Origin of the sequence: Vibrio sp. Of14-4 (assembly GCF_022347625.1) — a bacterium.
Classification (GTDB): domain Bacteria; phylum Pseudomonadota; class Gammaproteobacteria; order Enterobacterales; family Vibrionaceae; genus Vibrio; species Vibrio pristinus.
This window is the reverse complement of record NZ_JAKRGI010000021.1, coordinates 36428-60000: the sequence shown is the minus strand read 5'-3', so window position 1 is coordinate 60000 and position 23573 is coordinate 36428. Positions and strand designations below refer to the sequence as shown.

At 44.8% G+C, this 23573-nt stretch carries 22 protein-coding genes; 16 read left to right on the top strand and 6 right to left on the bottom strand.

The window, feature by feature from the left end; translation table 11 throughout:
* Positions 1 to 240 precede the first annotated feature (240 nt).
* The 3 genes from MHN79_RS17570 (at position 241) to ccoG (ending at position 2458) form a co-directional block, all read left to right on the top strand.
* Positions 241 to 405, top strand: coding sequence for a hypothetical protein (locus MHN79_RS17570; protein WP_172971794.1), 165 nt, complete (start codon positions 241 to 243; stop codon positions 403 to 405).
* 131 nt (positions 406 to 536) lie between these two features.
* Positions 537 to 803, top strand: a complete 267-nt coding sequence (locus MHN79_RS17565; RefSeq protein WP_239173925.1) for a YihD family protein — start codon at positions 537 to 539, stop codon at positions 801 to 803.
* Between the two features lie 236 nt (positions 804 to 1039).
* Complete coding sequence (ccoG, locus tag MHN79_RS17560; RefSeq protein WP_239173924.1) at positions 1040 to 2458, top strand: cytochrome c oxidase accessory protein CcoG; 1419 nt, start codon at positions 1040 to 1042, stop codon at positions 2456 to 2458.
* A 62-nt stretch (positions 2459 to 2520) separates the two neighbouring features.
* Here ccoG and MHN79_RS17555 read toward each other — a convergent pair whose 3' ends face one another.
* Positions 2521 to 3057, bottom strand: a complete 537-nt coding sequence (locus tag MHN79_RS17555) for a hypothetical protein (protein WP_160932668.1) — start codon at positions 3055 to 3057, stop codon at positions 2521 to 2523.
* 467 nt (positions 3058 to 3524) lie between these two features.
* Here MHN79_RS17555 and MHN79_RS17550 point away from each other — a divergent pair, with 467 nt between their 5' ends.
* Positions 3525 to 4511, top strand: a complete 987-nt coding sequence (locus MHN79_RS17550) for a serine/threonine protein kinase (protein WP_239173923.1) — start codon at positions 3525 to 3527, stop codon at positions 4509 to 4511.
* A gap of 30 nt (positions 4512 to 4541) precedes the next feature.
* Positions 4542 to 5144, top strand: a complete 603-nt coding sequence (locus tag MHN79_RS17545; protein WP_239173922.1) for a thiol:disulfide interchange protein DsbA/DsbL — start codon at positions 4542 to 4544, stop codon at positions 5142 to 5144.
* A gap of 46 nt (positions 5145 to 5190) precedes the next feature.
* Here the strand turns inward: MHN79_RS17545 and MHN79_RS17540 are convergent, their stop codons facing one another.
* A complete protein-coding gene (locus MHN79_RS17540; protein WP_239173921.1) occupies positions 5191 to 6087 on the bottom strand; it encodes an acyltransferase in 897 nt (298 codons plus the stop codon).
* A gap of 209 nt (positions 6088 to 6296) precedes the next feature.
* Between MHN79_RS17540 and MHN79_RS17535 the strand changes: the two genes are divergently transcribed.
* Complete coding sequence (locus MHN79_RS17535; protein WP_239173920.1) at positions 6297 to 7283, top strand: DUF2860 domain-containing protein; 987 nt, start codon at positions 6297 to 6299, stop codon at positions 7281 to 7283.
* A 27-nt stretch (positions 7284 to 7310) separates the two neighbouring features.
* Here MHN79_RS17535 and MHN79_RS17530 read toward each other — a convergent pair whose 3' ends face one another.
* Positions 7311 to 8834, bottom strand: coding sequence for a YifB family Mg chelatase-like AAA ATPase (locus MHN79_RS17530; RefSeq protein ID WP_239173919.1), 1524 nt, complete (start codon positions 8832 to 8834; stop codon positions 7311 to 7313).
* Positions 8835 to 9326: 492 nt separating this feature from the next.
* On the opposite strand from MHN79_RS17530, the gene ilvG reads away from it, so the two are divergent.
* From ilvG to MHN79_RS17500, 6 genes are all read left to right on the top strand, one after another.
* A complete protein-coding gene (gene ilvG, locus MHN79_RS17525; RefSeq protein WP_239173940.1) occupies positions 9327 to 10973 on the top strand; it encodes an acetolactate synthase 2 catalytic subunit in 1647 nt (548 codons plus the stop codon).
* A 1-nt stretch (position 10974) separates the two neighbouring features.
* Positions 10975 to 11259: an acetolactate synthase 2 small subunit gene (ilvM, locus tag MHN79_RS17520; protein ID WP_114787740.1), complete on the top strand. Its 285-nt coding sequence runs from the start codon at positions 10975 to 10977 to the stop codon at positions 11257 to 11259.
* 12 nt (positions 11260 to 11271) lie between these two features.
* The gene (gene ilvE, locus MHN79_RS17515; RefSeq protein WP_239173918.1) at positions 11272 to 12201 is read left to right on the top strand and encodes a branched-chain-amino-acid transaminase; all 930 of its coding nucleotides are present in this window, start codon (positions 11272 to 11274) and stop codon (positions 12199 to 12201) included.
* A 27-nt stretch (positions 12202 to 12228) separates the two neighbouring features.
* Positions 12229 to 14070 carry a dihydroxy-acid dehydratase gene (gene ilvD, locus MHN79_RS17510; protein ID WP_239173917.1) on the top strand — a complete coding sequence of 614 codons (1842 nt, stop codon included), beginning with the start codon at positions 12229 to 12231 and terminating at the stop codon, positions 14068 to 14070.
* Positions 14071 to 14073: 3 nt separating this feature from the next.
* Entirely contained in the window at positions 14074 to 15624 is a 1551-nt protein-coding gene (gene ilvA, locus MHN79_RS17505) for a threonine ammonia-lyase, biosynthetic (RefSeq protein WP_239173916.1), read from the top strand.
* 209 nt (positions 15625 to 15833) lie between these two features.
* Positions 15834 to 16814: an MDR family oxidoreductase gene (locus tag MHN79_RS17500; protein WP_239173915.1), complete on the top strand. Its 981-nt coding sequence runs from the start codon at positions 15834 to 15836 to the stop codon at positions 16812 to 16814.
* Between the two features lie 230 nt (positions 16815 to 17044).
* Here MHN79_RS17500 and MHN79_RS17495 read toward each other — a convergent pair whose 3' ends face one another.
* Positions 17045 to 17227 (bottom strand): hypothetical protein, encoded by a 183-nt coding sequence (locus MHN79_RS17495; protein ID WP_239173914.1) that lies wholly within the window; start codon positions 17225 to 17227, stop codon positions 17045 to 17047.
* 128 nt (positions 17228 to 17355) lie between these two features.
* Here MHN79_RS17495 and tusA point away from each other — a divergent pair, with 128 nt between their 5' ends.
* Positions 17356 to 17610, top strand: coding sequence for a sulfurtransferase TusA (tusA, locus tag MHN79_RS17490; protein ID WP_172971793.1), 255 nt, complete (start codon positions 17356 to 17358; stop codon positions 17608 to 17610).
* 44 nt (positions 17611 to 17654) lie between these two features.
* Here tusA and MHN79_RS17485 read toward each other — a convergent pair whose 3' ends face one another.
* A complete protein-coding gene (locus MHN79_RS17485; RefSeq protein WP_160932645.1) occupies positions 17655 to 17897 on the bottom strand; it encodes a hypothetical protein in 243 nt (80 codons plus the stop codon).
* Between the two features lie 158 nt (positions 17898 to 18055).
* Positions 18056 to 18610, bottom strand: a complete 555-nt coding sequence (locus tag MHN79_RS17480) for a TMEM165/GDT1 family protein (RefSeq protein WP_239173913.1) — start codon at positions 18608 to 18610, stop codon at positions 18056 to 18058.
* Positions 18611 to 19080: 470 nt separating this feature from the next.
* Between MHN79_RS17480 and glyQ the strand changes: the two genes are divergently transcribed.
* From glyQ to MHN79_RS17465, 3 genes are all read left to right on the top strand, one after another.
* Positions 19081 to 19998: a glycine--tRNA ligase subunit alpha gene (gene glyQ, locus MHN79_RS17475; RefSeq protein ID WP_114787731.1), complete on the top strand. Its 918-nt coding sequence runs from the start codon at positions 19081 to 19083 to the stop codon at positions 19996 to 19998.
* Between the two features lie 14 nt (positions 19999 to 20012).
* Positions 20013 to 22079: a glycine--tRNA ligase subunit beta gene (glyS, locus tag MHN79_RS17470; RefSeq protein ID WP_239173912.1), complete on the top strand. Its 2067-nt coding sequence runs from the start codon at positions 20013 to 20015 to the stop codon at positions 22077 to 22079.
* Between the two features lie 221 nt (positions 22080 to 22300).
* The gene (locus MHN79_RS17465) at positions 22301 to 23551 is read left to right on the top strand and encodes a valine--pyruvate transaminase (protein ID WP_239173911.1); all 1251 of its coding nucleotides are present in this window, start codon (positions 22301 to 22303) and stop codon (positions 23549 to 23551) included.
* Positions 23552 to 23573: the final 22 nt, after the last annotated feature.

Below are 23573 nucleotides of genomic sequence, written 5' to 3'. Positions count from 1 at the left end.
ACTACTGCAACCTTTCTCACATAATTGCAGTGAGGTTGGATAAAGATAAACGATTAGATATCGACCAATTAATAAGATGGTGCTAGTCTAATCAGTGATATGTATGCTTCATATCACAGTCCCTGATTAGTTACTTGGATTGGCGTGAGCCAGAAGAGTTTCTTGCAACAGCATAGCGTAGCTCATAACTAATTAGGCCATAAATTTGGCAATGGATATGCCTGGCAGTTAGGTTAATCAATGCGACCAACAGTAGTCAGGTGCTCGCACACCAATCGTGCGATGCGTCGCCGCAGTGGCTTTGTAAAGACACCCGCGACACACAATCTCGCGCCCGGAATGACTTTAGTAGAAAAGACGGCATTATTGGCGTCATCTACAGCCAAAGTTACTAAGGCGGCATAGGTAAAAAGCGCAGCGACACTGCGCTTTTTCTTTTATTTCCATATAGTCTCAACTCAACTTTATTCTTGGCACTCTAGCATCCCATTTGATACATTTGACACCATATCATTACAAAAAACATGGGGATTATCATGAACTGTCATCGTATTGAAGAGTTGCTCGAGCTCCTTGAATCTGAGTGGAATAAAAACCAAGATCTCAACTTGCTAGCCTTTATTGTCCAACTAGCAAAAGAAGCGGGATATCAAGGCCCACTGGAAGAGCTCACCGATGATGTATTGATCTACCATCTAAAAATGCGCAATAGCGCCAAAAATGAAATGATCCCTGGTTTAGCAAAAGACCATGAGCCTGATTTTAAATCTGCATTGCTGAAAGCCCGAGGCATCATAGAATAGATGTATATAAAAACCATCTATAGTTTTTTTTATATCTAAATCATAGACATGGAAAAACTGTTAGGTCTTTTTTTTATCAAACTGTACTGCTCTTTGTTGCTAAAGGTTGATTGCGTTAAAGAAATAAATATGACGCCGCGTATATAATCATCGCCAAATAAGACAATACTTAACAAGGATTGTCGATAGAGCAAGGCCACAAAGAAGCCTTGCCTTTAGCCCAAGAAGGAAGCGTTATGAGTCAGGACAAGATTGAAGTAAAAGACGTGACTCCCAAAACCTTTAACCCCAAAACTCACAAAACGAAAGGGGACAGGTTTAATCCAAGTAATCGTATATATGTACGTGAGAGTAAGGGACAGTTTCAGCGACTACGCCGCTATGGTGGTTGGTTTTTGTTGCTGCTCTTTGCGCTAGTGCCATGGATTACATATGGAGAGCGACAAGCTGTGCTGCTGGATATAGGAAATCAGCAGTTTAACTTCTTTGGTACCACGCTCTATCCGCAAGATCTTACCTTACTGGCTTTGTTATTCGTTATCTCAGCCTTTGGACTCTTCTTTATCACTACATTTTTGGGGCGAGTATGGTGTGGGTACCTTTGCCCTCAAACCGTTTGGACTTTTATGTACATTTGGTTTGAAGAAAAGTTTGAGGGTAGTGCCAATAAACGTCGCAAGCAAGATGCTGGAAAACTCACTGGCGATCTCATTATGCGTAAAACTGCCAAGCATTTTGCGTGGATAACTATCGCTCTCGCTACAGGGTTTACCTTTGTTGGTTACTTCGTGCCAATACGCGACCTAGTCATCAATTTCTTCACTTGGGATGAAGCGTTTTGGCCTGTGTTTTGGGTGTTATTCTTCGCTGGATGCACCTATGGTAATGCTGGGTGGATGCGATCCATCATGTGTATTCACATGTGCCCATATGCCCGTTTTCAATCAGCCATGTTCGACAAAGATACCTTTATCGTTGGCTATGACGTAAAACGTGGCGAGTCACGCGGAGCAAGATCACGTAAGGCTGATCCAAAAGAGCTAGGCTTGGGTGATTGTGTCGACTGTAATTTATGTGTTCAGGTCTGCCCTACTGGTATCGATATCCGCGATGGTTTGCAGTATGAGTGCATTAACTGCGGTGCCTGTATTGATGCCTGTGATCACACTATGGACAGAATGGGCTACGACAAAGGCTTAATCAGCTATACCACTGAGCATAGGCTTTCTGGTAAGCACACTAATATCATGCGCCCCAAATTACTGGGCTATGGTGCGATATTTGTGTTGATGATTGGATTGTTCTTCGCCCAAATAGCCGCCGTTGACCCTGCGGGCCTGAGTGTACTTAGAGACAGAAACCAACTGTTTAGAGTCAACGAACTCGGTGAAATCGAAAATACGTACACACTAAAAATCATCAATAAAACACAACAAAAGCAAGAATATAAACTGGGCGTAAAAGGGTTAACGGATGTGTCTTGGTATGGAAAGCAAACCGTCAACGTCTTGCCTGGAGAAGTCTTTAGCTTACCTATGAGTCTTGGCGTACAACCAGAGAGCCTAAGCTCCCCAGTTGCAACCATAGAGTTTACTCTCTCAGATAATCATGACTTTACTATGTCGGTAGAAAGTAGGTTTATCAAAAAGCTCTAAGCTAGCGCCATTTCCCGAGTAGGAAGAAAGGCTACCCATAGACTTTTCTCTTACTCGGGGGACTAACCACTTGCTGAAACTTTGGCTTCATCGGCACAAAAGGCCACCAGCTGACCACTATTATCGAAAAGCATGCCTTGCTCACTGACTCTATCAATCATGTCTTGATAAGTGACTTGCGCGGCTTGAGAGTCAGGCCAATCATGCGGCTTTTGAATAAAATTGGTACCCGCCCAGTTTTCATGAAAATAAAGCAACTCTGAGCGCTTCCAACAACTGGCTCCTCGTGCTCTGTATGCACTAAACCATACACTTTCATTTTTGCCATTGTTGTAATCAGCTCGGCGAGCGATATTCCACTCGGTATAAATCCCACTCTGCTGCATGACACTACTCCAGCCTTGATCTGACTTGATATCGTATCCAACCAGCAAGGTTTCAAAATATACTTTTTTATCAAACCAAGCCCGAATTTTACTGTCATTTTCATTCAGCCGTTCGATACACAAACCTTCGGGATTTGTATCACACCAAGCCGCGTTAATAGTGAGCGACTGACCTAAAATAAGGGAAAATATAACACCAAGTTTACTGTTCATTTTTCGCTATCCAAATATACCCCTTGTAAGTTCTGCATCAGATACCAAGCTTACATAGAGAGAAAAAGACTATTGGCCAGCTCTAAATAATTCAGAGCCCTCCACAATAATTACTAATATCAATGTGAAGGGGAGTATCGCGTGTGATATGTGGTTAATCAACGGCCTGTGTAAAATACAACCAAACAAATGTCTATTTTTTAAACATGTGGCACATGTTCTTATGGCTACAAATGATAGTTTCAATAGCCCCAGCTATAAAATTTCATAACATTCGCAACCCATCAACTTCTAGGTAAAAGAAACAAGGCTAGTAATAAAAAAGCGAACGCTTATACTCTGGCTGATTTATTCGTTAGGTATCCTAATGCCGCCCCTTGATGTATATTGTTCCATATGAAGTCGTCGAGCTTTTATTACAAGCCATTACACCAGCTACAATACTTGAGCTGCGGATCCTTTGACCTATGACACAACAAGCTTTTAACTTCGATGCATTAACTCCAGACTTTATGTGGTACGCCATAGAAAGCGTTGGAATTCGAGCAGAATCTGGCTTCTTGCCACTTAATAGTTATGAAAATCGCGTTTATCAATTCACCGATGAGCAGCGCCAACGCTATGTAGTTAAGTTCTATCGCCCAGAGCGTTGGACTGCATTGCAAATACAGGAAGAGCATGACTTTACACTAGAGTTGGTAGAATCTGAGATCCCAGTGGCACCTCCGATAAAAATCCAAGACAAAACACTGCATCAGTACCAAGGCTACCTATTCGCCCTATTTGCAAGTGTAGGAGGGAGACAATTTGAAGTGGATAACCTTGATCAATTTGAAGGGGTAGGACGATTTTTAGGACGAATTCATAAAGTAGGCTCAAGAGTCCCCTTTCAGCACAGACCCACCATTGGCTTGGATGAATACTTATATCAACCACGCCAACTACTTGAGCAGTCTCAGTTTATCCCCACTCATTTAGAAGCAGCTTTTTTCAATGACTTAGACTTACTTATCCAGTCTATTAAACAGCATTGGAATGAGCCTGATGACATCATTCGCCTTCACGGCGACTGTCATCCTGGCAATATTCTCTGGCGTGACGGTCCGATGTTTGTCGATCTCGACGATTCGCGCAATGGACCTGCAATACAAGATTTGTGGATGCTGTTAAGCGGTGAACGCTCTGAAAAACTGGCACAACTTGATATTATCTTGGAGGCGTATCAAGAATTTAACGATTTAGACACTAACCAACTGAAACTAATTGAACCGTTACGTGGTCTACGCATGGTGCATTACATGGCATGGTTAGCCAAGCGATGGCAAGATCCTGCATTTCCAATCGCCTTTCCTTGGTTCAATGACGCAAAATATTGGGAAAGCCAAGTTCTGGCTTTTAAAGAACAAATCTCGGCACTCAGTGAGCCACCACTCTCACTCATGCCACAGTGGTAAGAAGCCAAAATAATCAACACGGAGTCAACAATGAAAAAGCTGTTTGCACTTGTCGCAACTGTCATGCTGAGCCTGTCTGCTCAAGCTGCCCAATACAAAGAAGGAGAACATTACAAAGTTCTCGACTTGGAAGCATCCAAAAAGCCAACGGTCACCGAGTACTTCTCCTTTTTCTGCCCCCATTGCAACACTTTTGAACCCATCATTCAGCAGCTCAAAGCTCAGCTTCCTAAAGACACCAAGTTTCAAAAAGTCCATGTGTCTTTTATGGGAGGCAGTATGGGGGCGCCGATGAGCAGAGCCTATGCAACCATGGTGGTGCTAAAAGCTGAAGACAAAATGATCCCCGTGATGTTTAATCGTATCCACAATATGCGCAAGCCACCTCAAAATGAGCAAGAGCTGCGCCAAATTTTTCTTGACCAAGGTATTGATGCCAAGAAGTTTGATGCAGCATTCAAAGGTTTTGCGGTAGATTCCATGGCGCGCCGCTTTGACAAGCAATTTGAACAAAGTGGACTTAAAGGGGTACCCGCTGTAATAGTCAACAATAAATATCTTGTTGAAGCTCAAGGCCTCAAGACCATAGATGAGTATTTCGAACTAATTAATTTCCTAGTTAGCAAAAAGTAGTCGCTTACCCAAAGTAGCAAAAGAAAACCTTCTTCTTTTGCTACTCTCAATACCTGATTTTTTCACTCTGATGAATGTCTTGTAGCTGCTGATCTTTTTCCTGCCACACATCCCCAAGCCATTGTTGGAACTGACGCTTATAAGGTTTGTCGTTAAAATAATCACCTTTTAGAGTTTCATCTACTGGTAGTATTTGGCTACGCACCACAACTTTTTTCATACGTCCAGTTAATAAATCTCGAAATGGACTTTGATTGTTACTGGGGTAAGCTAAGGTCACATCAATTACATTATCAAACTGATCTCCCATAGCGGCCAGAGTGTAGGCTATGCCACCGCTTTTGGGTTGCAGCAGGTATTGATACCCAGCCGAGCTTTTTCGCTGTTTTTGTGTGGTAAAACGCGTTCCTTCAACATAATTAACCACTGTGGTTGGGGTGTGTTTAAACTTGGCGCAAGAACGCCGCGTCGTTGCGAGATCTTGACCACGCTTTTCTGGATGACGCAGCAGATACTCCCTTGAATAGCGACGCATAAAGGGCATATCTAAAGCCCAGCAAGCCATACCGATAAATGGCACATAGAGTAACTGCTGTTTAAGAAAAAACTTCGGCATAGGAATGCGGTCTTTAAATACGCAGCACAGCACCACAATATCTGTCCAACTTAAGTGATTACTGATAAGCAAATACCAACCGTCTTTGCGTAAGTTACCATCAACCTCTATATCCCACTCAATCGAATTTGTAACAGATAGAATACCCGAATTGATCGTTGCCCAAAGCCACATAACACGATTAGCCATTGCTGTCGCTTTTGCTTTCAACTCATCGGTTGGCAAGGCCATTTTTATCATAGCAATCAGACATATTAGCACTGAACAGAATGCAGAATTCAGTATGACTAGGGTGGTATTCAATACAAGAATTGGATATGCAAACATAAGACTAAATAATAATGAGATCTCGAGTAGAATTTAAAAGGCTTCACCTGTTGAAGATGAAAACAGCGTGTAATTATACAAGCCCACGGTCATATTGAAATCGATATGACAGAGTTTTGTACTCTCTCTGACTCAGGTCAGACAAGTTCTGCGAGAATACCCCCAATTTTGAATTAACTCCGATAAACAAATGACAAGGAAATCACCTAATGAAAACAAGACTCTCGTTGTTAGCCTTTTCGCTTATAGCGTCTTGTGCACAAGCACAGCTAGCAGATCACTCAGGATTTAGTGGAGAGTTAGCGCTCAGTGCGGGCTTTGCCTCCACAACGTCTAACCTCAATACTAATGGTGATAAAGTCATTACTGATGTCAACCAAGGTGCTGCTGAAGATAGCGGCGGCTTATTACTTCCACTTGGCGTCCTAGCTTATACGTTTGGCGCTGACAAAGATAAACAAGTCTATGCTGGTACCTCTCGTGAGGATATCGCGGTCGGTACTCTAGTTCTAGAAGTCGGCTACAAACAAGAACTATCGTCTGGGACTATAGTTGACGCCTCATTTCTCCCCACGGTTATGTCAGGTGAAACATGGGCGGATCCCTTTCTCACCAATCAAGAACGTCAAACCACGGATGAAAAAGGCAACGCATTTCGTCTTAAGTTCAATAACATAATGGGATCTAGATTTAGCTTAGATACGGTTTACGGCAGTCGAGATATTGATAATGAATTATCAGGATCGAGTCTAACAAGTCTAACGAGTGAGGAAAGAAACGCTCTACAACGCGACGCAAAAACTTTCTATATTAAAGGCGACTTCCGACAACCAATCAGTAGAACCTCTTTCTTACAACCTTCTATTACGTACATCAACACAGATGCAGATGGCGATGCTAACTCTCTTAGCTCTGTTGGTGGTGAACTTACCTATCTTAGAATATTCGATAGACATCAACTCGCGCTGACTGCCGGCTACACCAGCCGTTCGTTTGATGGTACTAACCCAATCTATAATAAAGTTCGCGATGAGGATGAGTGGAGCTTATTCGCTGCATACGAATACAAAAACTTTATGGGCTGGCAAAACTGGTCTCTAATCTCGCTTTCGGGTTACACAGAATCTGACTCAAATATTGATTTCTACGATACAAAGCAGTACCTATTTACCGTGGGTATGAACTACAAGTTCTAAATCAATCGGCCCACAGCTAGTGGGCCATTATACTGCTTGATTGGTTAACTGTTTAAGTAAACGATCCATGGCTCTATAACCCAAAGCTTCGGCTATGTGATGACGCGCTATGCGTTCTTGACCATCAAGGTCTGCAATGGTTCGAGCGACTTTGATAATCCTGTGATACGCGCGTATCGACAAACCAAGCTGATGCAAAGCCGCTTCTAAAAATTGAGCGTCTGGTTTTGCAAGCGGGCAGTACTGCTCCATTTCTCGACTGCCAAGCAAAGCATTAACCTTACCCGCTCTCTCTATCATGTAATACCTTGCCTGTTCAACTCTAGCTTTTACAATTTCAGTTTTCTCCCCTCGTTCTCCTCCCTCAGACAAGGTGCCTTTGGGCAGCGCCGGTATTTCGATAGACATGTCAAAGCGATCTAGCAAAGGACCAGAAAGGCGACTCAGATAACGCAAAACCATTTGTGGATTCGCTCTTGAATGATGATCGTCATAGTAACCAGTCGGGCTCGGGTTTAAGGCGCCAACCAACTGAAAACGCGCTGGAAAGCGGGTTTTTCCCTGCGCTCTTGAAATAATAATTTCTCCAGATTCCAGAGGCTCTCGCAAAGAGTCCAGCACTTTCCTCTCAAATTCAGGCATTTCATCTAGAAACAATAAACCATTGTGCGCTAACGAAATCTCTCCGGGCCTTGGAATAGTTCCACCGCCAACCAAAGCAGCCATAGAACTTGAATGGTGCGGGGCACGAAAAGGCCGTTTTTTCCAGTTAAGCGCATTGATATCTTGCTGCGTTAAAGAAGCCACCGAAGCTGTCTCCATTGCTTCTTCTTCCGTCATCTCTGGCAATAAATCACACAAGCGCGACGCCAACATGGTTTTACCAGTTCCTGGCGGACCAAGAAAAAGTACGTTATGGTTGCCCGCTGCCGCAATCTCTAGAGCTCGCTTTCCTTGCTGCTGGCCTATGATATCTTGCAGATCGCGTTTTTGTTCAACTACTTGGTTTTGAATCATGTTTTGATGCAAATCTAGTGCTTTTTGACCACAGATATCAGCGCAAACTTCAAGCAAACTAGCCGCTGATTGATGTATATCATGTCCCACTAATGCAGCTTGATCGCCGTTGAAATGGGGGACAACCAAGCGCCTTTTCACCTTTTGGGCAGCTAACGCTGCAGGCAAAACCCCTTTTACTCGGCGCAGCTTACCTGACAGTGCTAACTCACCAACAAACTCGCGGCTGGATAAACCCTCCACAGGGATTTGTTCAGAGGCAGCGAGAATACCAAGGGCAATAGGTAAGTCGAATCTTCCACCCTCTTTGGGTAAATCTGCTGGAGCTAAGTTCACTGTGATTCGCTTCGCTGGAAACTCAAATCGTGAGTTGATAATCGCACTTCTTACCCTATCTCGTGATTCTTTTACTGTTGTTTCTGGCAACCCGACCAAAGTAAAACCTGGCATACCGTTGCTGATGTGCACCTCAACTGCTACCTGAGGGGCTTCGACGCCGACCGACGCTCGGCTATAAATAATCGCAAGTCCCATACTCAACTTTACTCCCACACTATCAGTTTATCCCTCTGATAATTCGTTTCTTTTAGCGGTATGCTTGTTATATAGCCTGCAGAGATAATGAAAGAATGTGAAAAAAGAATGAGATTTTGCTTGTCATGTAACAGAATTCTGTGTTACCACTAAGGACGCAAACATTTAGTATCAAATTACATAAATAAAACATCACAAAAAGATATGAATAAAAACGCTCACATTAAACTGCTGATTAACCTGATTATCGTGGTCATTATCGATTCCGCGCGGGGGCTGGTGGGCGAAAAATAAACACCAAATTTGAAAAAACCCCCGCACTGAGAAGTTCGGGGGTTTTTTTCAACTTAAAAGCTGCTATCAGCAAAATAATAATCACAAATTTAAATGAGTCGGAAAACTTAGCTCGGCCAATAACGGGCAGGAAGAATGGGGAGCGCACATGAAGTGCAACACAACAAAAAGAATACCAAGCAAGATGGGGAGCGTTCAATGACAGGTGCGGAATTAGTCGTTGCAGCCCTCAAGCAACAAGGCATTAAAACGGTATTTGGCTACCCAGGTGGGGCCATAATGCCAATTTATGATGCGCTCTATGATGGTGGTGTTGAACATATACTCTGTCGTCATGAACAAGGAGCCGCAATGGCAGCCATTGGCATGGCTAGAGCCACGCAAGATGTTGCCGTATGTATGGCCACTTCAGGGCCCGGCGCCACTAACCTAGTGACTGGTCTTGCAGACGCCTTCATGGACTCCATCCCTATGGTGGCAATAACAGGTCAAGTCGCAAGCTCGCATATAGGTACAGATGCATTTCAAGAAATGGATGTGATAGGTATGTCGCTTTCTTGCACCAAACATAGCTATCTAGTAACGGATATTGATGAATTAGCGCCAACCCTTGCCGAAGCATTTGAAGTTGCCAAAGCGGGTAGACCAGGGCCTGTCATCGTTGATATTGCTAAAGATGTCCAACTGGCTCAAGCACCTGTTGATAGTTTACCATCTTTCACGCCTCCCTCCTCCCCACACCCCGGTGAGCAAGCGCTGGTTGCAGCACAAAACCTGCTGTCACAATGTACTCGCCCTGTTTTTTATGTCGGTGGTGGCGTGCAACTTGGACAAGCAACCGAGACGGTACGCGAATTCTTACGCTTAAATCCTATGCCTTCGGTAAGCACCTTAAAAGGCCTAGGTACCATAGAGCGCCATGATCCTCATTACTTAGGTATGCTAGGGATGCACGGCACTAAAGCAGCGAACTTAGTCGTTCAAGAATGTGACTTATTAATTGCTGTCGGCGCTCGCTTTGATGACCGAGTGACTGGAAAACTTGAAACCTTTGCTCCTCACGCACGTGTTATCCATATTGATATTGACGCTGCAGAGATCAACAAACTGCGCCATGCACATGCACCTTTGCGCGGTACCATCGATACCATACTGCCTAAATTGGAGCTAGCTCAAGATATTACGCCTTGGGTTAAGCATAGTGAAAGTCTTCGTAGCGGCTTTAAATGGCGCTATGACCACCCTGGGGACCTAATTTTTGCTCCTGGGCTATTAAAACAGCTGTCCGATATGATGCCAGATAGCTCAATGGTATCGACAGATGTAGGCCAACATCAAATGTGGGCAGCTCAACACATTCAGCCTCGCGACCCACAAAATTTTATCACTTCTGCTGGGCTTGGCACTATGGGATTTGGACTTCCAGCAGCAATGGGGGCCGCTGTCGCCAGACCTAATGATCAATCTATCCTTATTACAGGTGATGGCTCTTTCATGATGAACATCCAAGAGCTGGGCACATTAAAGCGACGCCAGATCCCGGTAAAAATTGTTCTATTGAACAATCAACGCCTTGGGATGGTACGTCAGTGGCAATCGCTCTTCTTTGATGGTCGCCACAGCGAAACGATACTGGATGACAACCCAGATTTTATAACCCTAGCAAAAGCATTCGATATTCCAGGAAAAACCATCACCACCAAACAAGAGGTAGAACCTGCACTCAAAGAGATGTTGGCTAGTGAAACATCGTATTTACTTCACGTCATGATTGATGAAGAAGAAAATGTATGGCCACTCGTACCACCAGGTGCGTCAAACAATGATATGCTGGAGAACACGTAAAATGGAAAGATATTTAATCGACATAAAAGCAGACGATAAACCCGTTTTACTTGAGCGCGTACTCAGAGTTGTTCGCCATCGCGGTTTCATTGTTAGGCAGGTTGCGGGGACACAAAACCATGAAAGCAAGATTGCCAGTGTTGAAATCATTGTCGATAGCGATAGACCTATCTCTTTTCTGACCAATCAGATTGAAAAACTCTGGGATGTGCGTACTGTTGAGGTGACTCAAATTGCGAGTGATCAACTCCCTAACAACAATCTTCAGCAAAAAGTTTGCGCATAAAGGAAGGCAACAATGGCTACAAAAACAGCGGAATTTATTTGGTTTAACGGTGAACTGGTTCCTTGGGACAAAGCGAACGTTCATGTTCTCACTCATGCAATGCACTACGGCACTTCTGTGTTCGAAGGCGTGCGTTGTTACAATACCCCTAAAGGTCCAATTATATTCCGCCATCGTGAGCATGCAAAAAGACTTAAAGATTCCGCCAAGATTTACCGCTTCCCAATTCCCTATTCAGTCGACGAAATAATGGAAGCAACGCGAGAAACCGTACGTGCAAATAAATTAGACAGCGCTTACATCAGGCCGCTTGGCTTTGTCGGCAATGTGGGGCTGGGTGTTTGCCCACCTGCAAATACAGAAATGGAATTAATCATTGCCGCTTTCCCGTGGGGATCTTACCTAGGTGAAGAAGCATTAGAAAAAGGCGTTGACGCCATGATTTCCAGCTGGAACCGAGCGGCACCTAACACTATACCTACAGCAGCAAAAGCGGGTGGTAACTATCTATCATCCCTACTCGTTGGTGGTGAAGCTCGTCGCCACGGTTATGATGAAGGTATCGCATTAAGCGTCGATGGTTATTTATCGGAAGGTGCTGGTGAAAACATTTTTGTAATTAAAGATGGTGTTCTCACTACTCCTCCAGCAACTAGCGCAATTCTCCCAGGAATCACGCGTGATTCAATCATGACACTCGCTCGCGATAGAGGCTATCAAGTACAAGAAGCTAACATTGCTCGTGAAGCGCTTTATCTCGCCGACGAAGTGTTTATGACAGGTACTGCAGCAGAGGTCGTTCCTGTTGCAACTATCGATAAGATTGAAGTCGGCAGCGGAAAACGCGGACCAATAACAAAAGAGCTCCAAGAAGCTTACTTTGGACTTTTCAACGGCACCACAGAAGATAAGTGGGGCTGGTTGGATTACGTCCACCCATAAGACACGGCAAATTAAGGAAGTAGTAGAATGCCTAAATACAGATCAGCAACCACCACCCATGGTCGTAACATGGCGGGCGCCCGTGCTCTATGGCGTGCAACCGGCGTAAAAGATGAAGATTTTGGTAAGCCCATTATCGCTGTAGTGAACTCTTTCACTCAATTTGTTCCCGGTCATGTGCACCTCAAAGACATGGGCCAATTGGTCGCGGGTGAAATAGAAAAAGCAGGTGGTATCGCGAAAGAGTTCAACACAATAGCCGTTGACGATGGTATTGCCATGGGCCACGGCGGCATGTTGTACTCACTGCCATCTCGTGAGCTTATTGCTGATTCAGTAGAATATATGGTAAACGCGCACTGTGCTGATGCCATGGTCTGTATCTCAAACTGTGACAAAATCACACCGGGAATGCTGATGGCTTCGATGCGCCTCAACATTCCCGTTATTTTTGTTTCAGGTGGTCCAATGGAAGCGGGAAAAACCAAGCTTTCAGACCAATTGATCAAGCTCGACTTAGTTGATGCTATGATTCAAGGTGCAGACCCTAAGGTGTCTGACGAACAAAGCGAGCAAGTCGAACGTTCAGCGTGTCCTACCTGTGGTTCGTGTTCTGGCATGTTCACCGCAAACTCTATGAACTGTTTAACCGAAGCACTGGGTTTATCTCAGCCAGGTAACGGGTCAATGCTTGCAACTCACGCCGATCGTGAAGCTTTGTTTATCAATGCAGGTAAGCGCATTGTCGAGCTAACTCGTCGCTACTACGAACAAGATGATGAGTCTGCATTACCACGCAACATCGCTACCTTTGACGCCTTTGAAAATGCTATGGCATTGGATATTGCAATGGGTGGCTCAACCAATACTATTCTTCACCTTCTTGCTGCGGCGCAAGAAGGTGAGGTTGACTTCGATATGGACGATATTGACCGTCTATCTCGTCAAGTTCCACATCTGTGTAAAGTCGCTCCATCAACACCCAAGTATCATATGGAAGATGTGCACCGCGCAGGCGGCGTAATGGCGATCCTAGGTGAATTAGACCGAGCTGGTCTATTACACAATGATGCACGAACTGTGCTTGGGTGCTCGATGAAAGAGCAGCTTGCTAAATACGACATCATGCAAACTGAAGATGCTGATGTACTTAAGTTTTACCGAGCTGGACCAGCAGGCATTCGCACGACCAAAGCCTTTTCTCAAGACTGTCGCTGGGATCGCCTCGACGATGATCGAGTCGATGGCTGTATTCGCACCAAAGACAATGCCTTTAGCCAAGAAGGTGGGCTTGCCGTTTTATCCGGTAACATTGCCCTTGATGGCTGCATTGTCAAAACCGCGGGCGTCGATGAAAGCATTCTCAAGTTTACAGGACCTGCGGTCGTTTTTGAGAGTCAAGAAGATGCGGTTGAAGGCATTCTTGGTGGCAAGGTAAAAGCGGGGGATGTGGTCGTTATTCGCTACGAAGGCCCTAAAGGTGGCCCAGGTATGCAAGAGATGCTTTACCCAACCACTTATCTAAAGTCTATGGGGCTTGGCAAAGAATGCGCACTACTGACTGATGGGCGCTTCTCTGGAGGCACATCAGGGTTATCCATTGGACACGCATCACCTGAAGCGGCTAACGGCGGTGCCATTGGCCTAGTTAAGCAAGGCGACATGATTGCGATTGATATTCCCAATCGCTCAATCTCATTAGAGGTCTCAGAGCAAGAGCTTGCCGAGCGTAGAGCTAAGCAAGACGAGCTAGGTTGGAAACCCGTAGATCGTCAGCGTGAAGTTTCTTTCGCCCTAAAAGCATATGCGAGTATGGCAACCAGCGCTGACAAAGGTGCTGTGCGAGACAAGTCTAAGCTCGAGGACTAGCTTATGGCAGCGTGTGAATTTTCAGGGAAAGAGAACCAGACTGGCGCAGATTACTTGCGCCAGATCCTAAGAGCGCCAGTCTATGAAGCTGCAACCGTCACGCCATTACAAGCCATGCCGCGCTTGAGTGAGCGTATTGGTAATAATGTGCAGATCAAACGAGAAGACCGCCAGCCTGTTCACTCTTTTAAGTTGCGCGGTGCCTACAACATGGTTGCCAGCTTATCAGAAGAGCAGAAAACTGCCGGGGTGATTGCCGCCTCAGCCGGTAATCACGCGCAAGGCATGGCACTATCTGGCACTAAGCTTGGCATCAAAACCACCATTGTCATGCCAAAAACAACCCCAGACATCAAAGTCGACGCTGTGCGCAGTTTTGGTGGACAGGTTGTCTTACACGGCAATAATTTCGATGAAGCGAAAGCAGAAGCGGAACGGTTAGCCAAGCAACATGGTTATACCTTTGTTCCCCCCTTCGATCACCCACTAGTGATTGCAGGTCAGGGGACAATTGGTATGGAGATGCTGCAGCAAAACGGCCACCTAGATCATATCTTTGTACCTGTTGGCGGCGGTGGCTTGGCTGCCGGTGTGGCTGTGCTTGTTAAGCAATTGATGCCAGAAATCAAAGTCATAGCAGTTGAGCCTGAAGATTCAGCCTGCCTTAAAGCAGCGCTTGATGCAGGTGAGCCCGTGGTTATTGATCAGGTCAGTATGTTTGCTGATGGCGTTGCGGTAAAACGTATTGGTGATGAAACATTTAGACTCTGTCAGCAATATCTTGATGGGCATGTTACTGTCTCAAGTGATGAAATTTGCGCCGCAGTCAAAGATATCTTCGAGGATACCCGCGCGATTGCTGAACCTTCTGGCGCACTGGCTCTTGCAGGCCTTAAAAAGTACAGTGAGCAAAACCAACTCGAAAATTGTAGCCTTGGCACAGTGCTATCTGGTGCCAATACCAACTTCCATGGTCTGCGCTATGTTTCAGAACGTTGTGAACTTGGTGAAAAGCGTGAAGGTTTACTGGCTGTAACCATTCCTGAACGTCAAGGAGCCTTTTTTGAGTTTTGTAATCTCATTGGTGGGCGCGCGGTGACCGAGTTCAACTACCGCTATAACGACGATGCATTAGCGAATATATTTGTCGGTGTGCGCCTTCAAGGCGGTCAAGAAGAGTTAGAGCACATCATCCATGACCTGCGTGAAGGTGGGTATCCTGTGGTAGATTTGTCAGAGGATGAAATGGCTAAGCTACACATTCGCTATATGATTGGAGGCAGGCCATCAAAGCAACTGAAAGAGCGTCTCTACAGCTTCGAGTTCCCTGAGTATCCTGGCGCACTGCTCAAGTTCCTCAGCACCCTTGGGACCCACTGGAACATCAGCTTATTCAACTACCGCAACCATGGCGCAGACTATGGCCGTGTACTTTGTGGCTTTGAGCTTGATGAATCCGATCTGTCACGCTTTTCCTCTCATTTGAGAGAGCTTGGCTATCAATGTAAAGACGAAACCGATAATCCATCTTATAAGTTCTTTTTATCATCCTAACAAAGACTAGGGGCCAGGCTTGTTCTGCCCCTAATTTCTATTGTTTCATCACTAAATATGCCTAGCATCTACCCAAAGGTTAAATGACGACCAAACTTTAATCTAGCTCAACAACATCTCCATAATACGAAAGTTTCATTTCAGTCATCTACCTTTTGGATCTAAACTCAAAGCCCAACAAAACTCTTGCTTGGTTGTGGAGACCATTTATGTTTAGCGCACTCATTTTAAGACAAGAACAAAACCAAACTCTCGCTGGTATTGAGCAAACGGATGAAAGCCAATTGCCACCAGGTGATGTATTAATCGACGTTGATTACTCTTCTCTTAACTATAAAGACGGCTTAGCCATCACTGGAAAAGGTAAAATCATCCGCAACTTCCCTATGGTGCCTGGCATAGATCTCTCTGGCACGGTTGCTCATTCGGATAATGAGCGCTACCAAGCAGGTGATAAAGTCGTATTAACGGGTTGGGGTGTCGGTGAAAACCACTGGGGGGGGATGGCTCAGCGCGCTCGCCTAAAATCAGACTGGCTTGTCCCTTTACCCGAAGGCCTTAGCGGTAAACAGGCTATGATGGTGGGTACTGCGGGCTTAACGGCCATGCTATGTATTGAAGCTCTCATCGACGCAGGTATTCAACCAGACTCTGGGGACATTCTGGTAACAGGCGCAAGCGGCGGTGTGGGCTCTGTGGCAATAACCCTGCTCTCTCAGCTTGGCTACCAAGTCTCCGCAGTAACTGGTCGTATCGAACAAAACGGTCCTCTGCTGGAGAAGCTTGGTGCAAAACGTATAATCGACCGTTCAGAATTTGAACAAACCACACGCCCACTAGAAAAACAAGTTTGGGCAGGCGCCATAGACACTGTTGGTAGCAAGGTCCTAGCAAAAGTTTTATCCCAAATGGACTACAACGGAGCTGTGGCAGCCTGTGGGCTCGCGGGAGGCTTCGATTTACCAACCACAGTTATGCCATTTATTCTTCGTAACGTGCGTCTACAAGGTATTGATTCAGTCATGTGCCCAACAGAAAAACGCATTCAGGCATGGAATAAGCTGGCAAAACTATTGCCTCAAAGCTACTTCGAACAAGCATGTACAGAAATCAAGCTAGAACAAGCACCAAACTACGCAGAAGACATCACTAACGGAAAGGTTACCGGGCGAGTTGTAATTAAACTCTAACGGCGAAATAATTGAGAGTCAGTCACAGTTTGACTGACTCAGCAGACACTCTGTTTGCTTGCGCTTGGCACTAAGCCCTACGACTATGATGTTTACTAGCTAGCAGCTAAACCAGCAAACAGCTTATAAGCTGTCAGAATATTTAGATAAAAAAATCCCGCCTTTCAGCGGGGAAGCCCAAGAAAAAATGGGGATAGTATCGGAATGTAACTGGCGCTTTTACCACACTCTTAAGCTTGGCGGTTATTGGAAGACTCTCGCCAATAACGGGTCTCAACCCAAATACCAAAGATAGTAGCTAACATACCCACTACCGGTAATAGCGAAGCCTCATGCGAAGGTCGCAGTACAAGAGCGCAAAAACACAGAAAGCAAAGCACGGAGTATACTGTTAAGCGATCGAGTTCATTCATAAGCAATCTCCGCGCACAATGTTATCAAGTTGTTAACTAAGTTAAATCAATTCATGTCGTTTGCCAAGAGGTTATTGAATATTTTTTCTCCGCCAGTATCATCTAGTCCCTTAAAGTTAACTTGAGATATGACCACAATGTTCAATGTAGAGCAGGCAGACAAAGTGCTGGACGCTGAAGGAATGCGCTGTCCGGAGCCAGTAATGATGGTCAGGAAGACTATACGAAAAATGAAAGATGGTGAGACATTACTTGTCACAGCTGACGATCCTTCCACCACCAGAGACATACCAAGCTTTTGCCGATTTATGGATCATCAACTGATCGATTCACAAACCGATCAGCTTCCCTATCAATACCTAATTAGAAAAGGGATTGAATAGATACAAAAGCCTTTTATTACCGGCTTTCTTTTATGGTTAACCTGTTACTTTAGCTTGGAGTGTAACTGCTCGACTTGCTCTTTCATTTGGCGAATTTCTTCCTGTAAGGGCAGGATGTGCGCAACACGAATCCAGGCTTCTACTGTCAAGGCCGTAAGAATAAACGAGCCTGCAACGATTGGCAGCCACATATCCGTCAGCGCCATTGCCAGCAAACATAGTACTAGGCCAAAGCTAAACAAGTAACTCTGACTTTTAGGAGATATCCCCATATAACGTGTTAGCATAATATTGACCTCTCATGCAGTCTGGTGAAAATTCATAAGATCTCACAACACTCTGAGTAACATTATTCACATAGCTAACATAGCACGTGTATTGTTTGACTGGTATGCCACGTGTCACGCCCTATTCTAGCGATACGCAATTTATTTAGCCTGATAGGCTAGAGAGCCAAGCTGCTCACTGCCAAGCCAGCAAACAATATCGCTGTAACTTTACGAATCATATCAAGCGGTAACCTGCCCGCTGACATACGACCAATAAAAACAACCGGTATATTCGCCAGCAACATGCCTATTGTTGTACCGACAATGACCAAAACGAATGACTGGGCGAATTGGGCTCCAAGAATAGACGTCGCTATTTGAGTTTTATCCCCTATTTCAGCAACAAAAAAGGCCAGAAAGCTGGTTAGAAAAGCGCCGCGATTTTTCATGCTACTGTCTTCATCTAGCTTGTCTGGAATAACAATCCAACACGCCATCACAAGAAAGCTACTAAAGAGAACCCATTTTAAAAGATTTGCAGGTATATGATCAGCGACAACCACGCCTAACCATGCTGCCAAGGCGTGATTGACCAATGTTGCTAACGAGATAGCAATGATAATAGGAATGGGCTTTTGATATCGGCTGGCAAGCAGCAAAGATAATAACTGGGTTTTGTCGCCTATTTCGGCTAGGGCGACTGTGGTAATTGATATAGCTAAAACGCTCACGACATGCTCAATGGGGCAGGGATTATAATTTTAACCTAAGATAAACCTCGTGCCCCGCCCCGGTTCACGATGTTTATCTAAGGTCTTGCTAAACTCATCAGGCGATGAATCTCGAACGCCATGGTGATTGTGCACCAAATATGTTGACGAACGAACCGAACTAAAACTCCGTCGGCAAGCTACTCCCCAAAGATGGCCAAATTCTAAAGACCACTGCCAAAAATCACAAGTCAGATTTTCATCAAATCATGTGTTTTAGAAAAAATAGCCATAATAAGCACCATAAATTCTATTAAATCGCACTTTTGATTACCAATTAAGCAAGATTACCCCTACTCCCACAGCCCAGTTATGGGTATACTTGATTGTTATTTTTTCAACCCTAGTTACTTTGAATCGCACTTTTTGCCTAAAAAGGCAACGAAGCAGGCGAAAACACAAGTAATCACAGAATTGCGCGAACCTGACTTATGCACAAATACGATACCAAAACCTTCCAAGGAATGATCCTCGCGCTGCAGGATTATTGGGCTCAAAATGGTTGCACTATTGTTCAACCACTTGATATGGAGGTTGGCGCTGGCACATCGCATCCAATGACCTGTTTGCGAGCGCTTGGCCCAGAGCCCATGTCAACAGCTTACGTACAACCTTCTCGTCGCCCAACAGATGGTCGTTATGGTGAAAACCCTAACCGTCTACAGCACTACTACCAATTTCAAGTCGCGCTTAAACCATCTCCAGACAATATTCAAGAATTGTACTTAGGCTCTCTAGAAGTTCTTGGTGTCGACCCGCTAGTACATGACATTCGCTTCGTAGAAGATAACTGGGAAAATCCAACACTAGGTGCTTGGGGACTAGGCTGGGAAGTTTGGCTAAATGGTATGGAGATCTCTCAGTTTACTTACTTCCAGCAAGTGGGTGGGCTTGAGTGTAAACCTGTTACTGGTGAGATAACGTACGGCATCGAACGCCTTGCTATGTATATTCAAGAGGTCGATTCTGTCTACGATTTAGTATGGAACAAAGCACCAGATGGCAGCGTTGTCACTTATGGTGATATTTTTCATCAAAATGAAGTCGAACAATCTACTTATAACTTCGAACATGCTGATGTTGATTTCTTATTTAGCTTCTTTGAGCAGTGCGAAAAAGAATGCCGTGAGTTACTTGAGCTTGAAAAGCCATTACCACTTCCTGCCTATGAGCGCATCTTAAAAGCAGGCCATGCATTCAACTTGCTTGATGCCCGCAAAGCGATTTCAGTAACAGAACGTCAGCGCTATATTTTGCGTATTCGCAACCTGACCAAGTCAGTTGCTGAAGCATACTATGCATCTCGTGAAGCGCTTGGCTTCCCAATGTGTAAGAAAGAACAGGCGTAAGGGATAAGAATAACATGGCAAAAGAATTTCTAATCGAACTTGGTACAGAAGAACTTCCACCAACACAGCTTCGTACACTTGCTGAAGCCTTCGCTGCAAATTTTGAATCCGAGCTACAAAGCGCTGAGCTTGCTCACCAGGGTATCAAGTGGTTTGCTGCACCTAGACGCCTTGCTCTTAAAGTCACTGAGCTAGAAGAAAGCCAAGCAGATAAGATTGTTGAAAAGCGTGGCCCTGCTATAACAGCGGCTTTTGATGCAGAAGGCAACCCAACCAAAGCCGCTCAAGGCTGGGCTCGTGGCTGTGGAATAGCGGTAGAGCAAGCCGAACGCATGGCGACAGACAAAGGTGAATGGCTGCTGTTCAAGCAAGAGGTCAAAGGCAAGCAAACGAGTGAAATAATAGTCAGTCTTGCTTCAAAAGCGCTCGCCAACCTCCCGATTGCAAAACCAATGCGTTGGGGCAACAAAACCACCCAGTTTATCCGTCCAGTAAAAACCTTGACCATACTAATGGGCGCCGAGCTAATCGAAGGTGAAATACTTGGTGTCGCGTCTGGGCGTAGCATTCGAGGCCATCGCTTTATGGGTGAGCAAGTGTTCACTATAGAATCTGCCGAGCAATACCCTGATATATTGCAAGAGCGTGGTAAAGTTATGGCTGACTACGAGGCTCGTAAACAGATTATCATTGCCGAGGCACAAAAAGCGGCATCAGTAGTTGGTGGCATCGCCGATCTCGAAGATGATCTAGTCGAAGAGGTGACATCTCTGGTTGAATGGCCAGTTGTACTAACGGCCAAATTTGAACAAGAATTCCTAAAAGTACCTTCTGAAGCTCTGGTTTACACCATGAAAGGCGACCAGAAGTATTTCCCTGTTTACGATCAAAACAAGAAGCTTCTACCCAACTTCATCTTCGTATCAAACATTGAGTCGAAAGAGCCTAAATACGTCATCGAAGGTAACGAAAAGGTCGTTCGCCCTCGTCTAGCAGACGCAGAATTCTTCTTTAACACTGACAGAAAACGTCCTCTTATCGACCGTTTACCTGAGCTAGAGCAAGCCATCTTCCAAAAGCAGCTCGGTACGATTAAAGACAAAACCGACCGTATTACCGAATTAGCTGGTTATATCGCTGAGCAAATCGGTGCGGACGTTGAAAAATCAAAACGGGCAGGCCTGCTAGCTAAGTGCGATCTAATGACATCTATGGTGTTTGAATTTACCGACACTCAAGGCGTCATGGGCATGCACTATGCAAGGCACGATGGAGAAGCGGAAGAAGTCGCTGTAGCACTGAATGAACAATATATGCCGCGCTTCGCTGGTGATACTTTACCATCACACGGCGTGTCCACAGCTGTTGCGATCGCAGATAAGCTTGACACCATAGTGGGTATTTTTGGTATTGGACAAGCGCCAAAAGGAAGCGATCCATTTGCTTTGCGCCGTGCTTCTTTGGGAGTGCTGCGTATTATCGTTGAAAATGGCTACCATTTAGATCTGACCGATCTGATTGCAAAATCCAAATCTTTGTTTGGTGATAAGTTAACCAATGCAACTGTTGAAGATGATGTTATCGAGTTCATGCTTGGTCGTTTTAACGCTTGGTATAAAGATGAAGGGTTCAGCGTAGACATTATTCAGGCCGTTCTAGCACGCCGCCCTACCAAACCAGCAGACTTCGACAGGCGCGTAAAAGCGGTTTCCCACTTCCGAGAGCTTGAAGCCGCAGAAGCGCTTGCTGCTGCTAACAAGCGAGTAGGCAACATACTGGCTAAGTTTGATGGTGAGCTTTCAGAGTCTATTGATCTTACTCTTCTTCAAGAAGATGCGGAAAAAGCGCTGGCTGTGAGTGTTGAAGTCATGGCAGAAGCTCTAGAGCCCGCCTTTGCAACTGGCAACTATCAAGATGCACTGAGCAAACTCGCGGATTTACGAGAGCCTGTCGATGCTTTCTTTGATAATGTCATGGTTATGGCAGATGATGAAGCATTGAAAAAGAACCGTCTTACTCTTCTTAATAAGTTGAGAAACCTGTTCCTACAAATCGCAGATATTTCACTTCTTCAAAAGTAAAACGTGCAACAATAGACATGTGATAAAGCCCAACTTATCAAAGTTGGGCTTTATTTTTTTACACGACCAAATTTTGTCCTTTGCCTCACGATCACATTAAGGTATGTTCAAGGATTGCCTGAAACTTGACAGTCAATTAGTCTTGCGCAAGGAGGCCTTATTGACCTCAAGTTTTAGCAATTAATATAAAAACAATCACAACACATCAGGTATAACGACAAATGCAATTCTCTAAGTTTGGTGAAAAGTTTAACCAATATTCCGGAATAACTCGTCTCATGGATGACTTAAACGATGGCCTGCGCACTCCTGGTGCCATGATGCTTGGAGGAGGCAACCCTGCAGCCATTCCCGCAATGCTCGATTACTTTCAACAAGCTAGTGAAAAAATGCTCTCAAATGGAGAGCTTGTCGCCGCTCTGACCAACTATGACGGCCCTCAAGGGAAAAATACGTTTATTACCGCTTTAGCAGACCTACTCAAAAAAACCTATGGCTGGGATATTAGCGCTAAAAACATCAGCCTTACCAACGGCAGCCAAAGTGGCTTTTTTTACCTATTTAACTTACTTGCAGGCCAACAGCCTGACGGCTCACATAAGAAAATTCTCTTACCTTTAGCACCAGAGTACATAGGTTATGGCGACGCAGGTGTTGATGAGAATATTTTTGTTTCATACCAACCTGATATTGAAATTCTCGATAATGGCCTTTTCAAATACCATGTGAATTTTGAAGAACTTAAAGTCGATGAGTCTGTAGCGGCTATTTGCGCATCACGGCCGACAAACCCCACAGGTAATGTCCTCACTGATGAAGAAATAGAGAAGCTAGATCAAATCGCTCGTGACAACAATATTCCACTTTTAATAGACAACGCCTATGGGCTGCCCTTCCCCAATATTATTTTTGAGGATGTAAAACCATTTTGGAATGAAAATACCATTTTGTGTATGAGTTTATCGAAACTTGGGCTGCCCGGAATACGCTGTGGAATTGTGATTGCCAGCGAAGAAATCACTCAAGCTCTCACCAATATGAATGGCATCATTAGCCTAGCGCCAGGTAGTTTAGGGCCTGCTCTTGGGTACCATATGATCGAAAATGGTGATCTACTCAAGCTAAGCACTGAGGTTATCAAACCTTTCTACCAACAAAAATCACAGCGAGCAGTAGAGCTACTACAAAAGGAAATAACCGATCCTCGCTTTAGAATCCACAAACCCGAAGGCGCAATTTTCCTCTGGCTTTGGTTTGATAAGCTGCCTATAACCACGATGGAACTCTATCAAAGGTTAAAAGCGCGAGGCGTTCTTATTGTTCCGGGCGAGTACTTCTTTATTGGTCAAGAAGATGATTGGGAACATGCCCACCAATGTTTGCGCATGAACTATGTGCAAGACGACGACATGATGCAAAAAGGCATCAAAATTATTGCTGAAGAAGTAAGTAAAGCCTACCAACAAAAGTAACGATTGATGATCGCAACAAAAA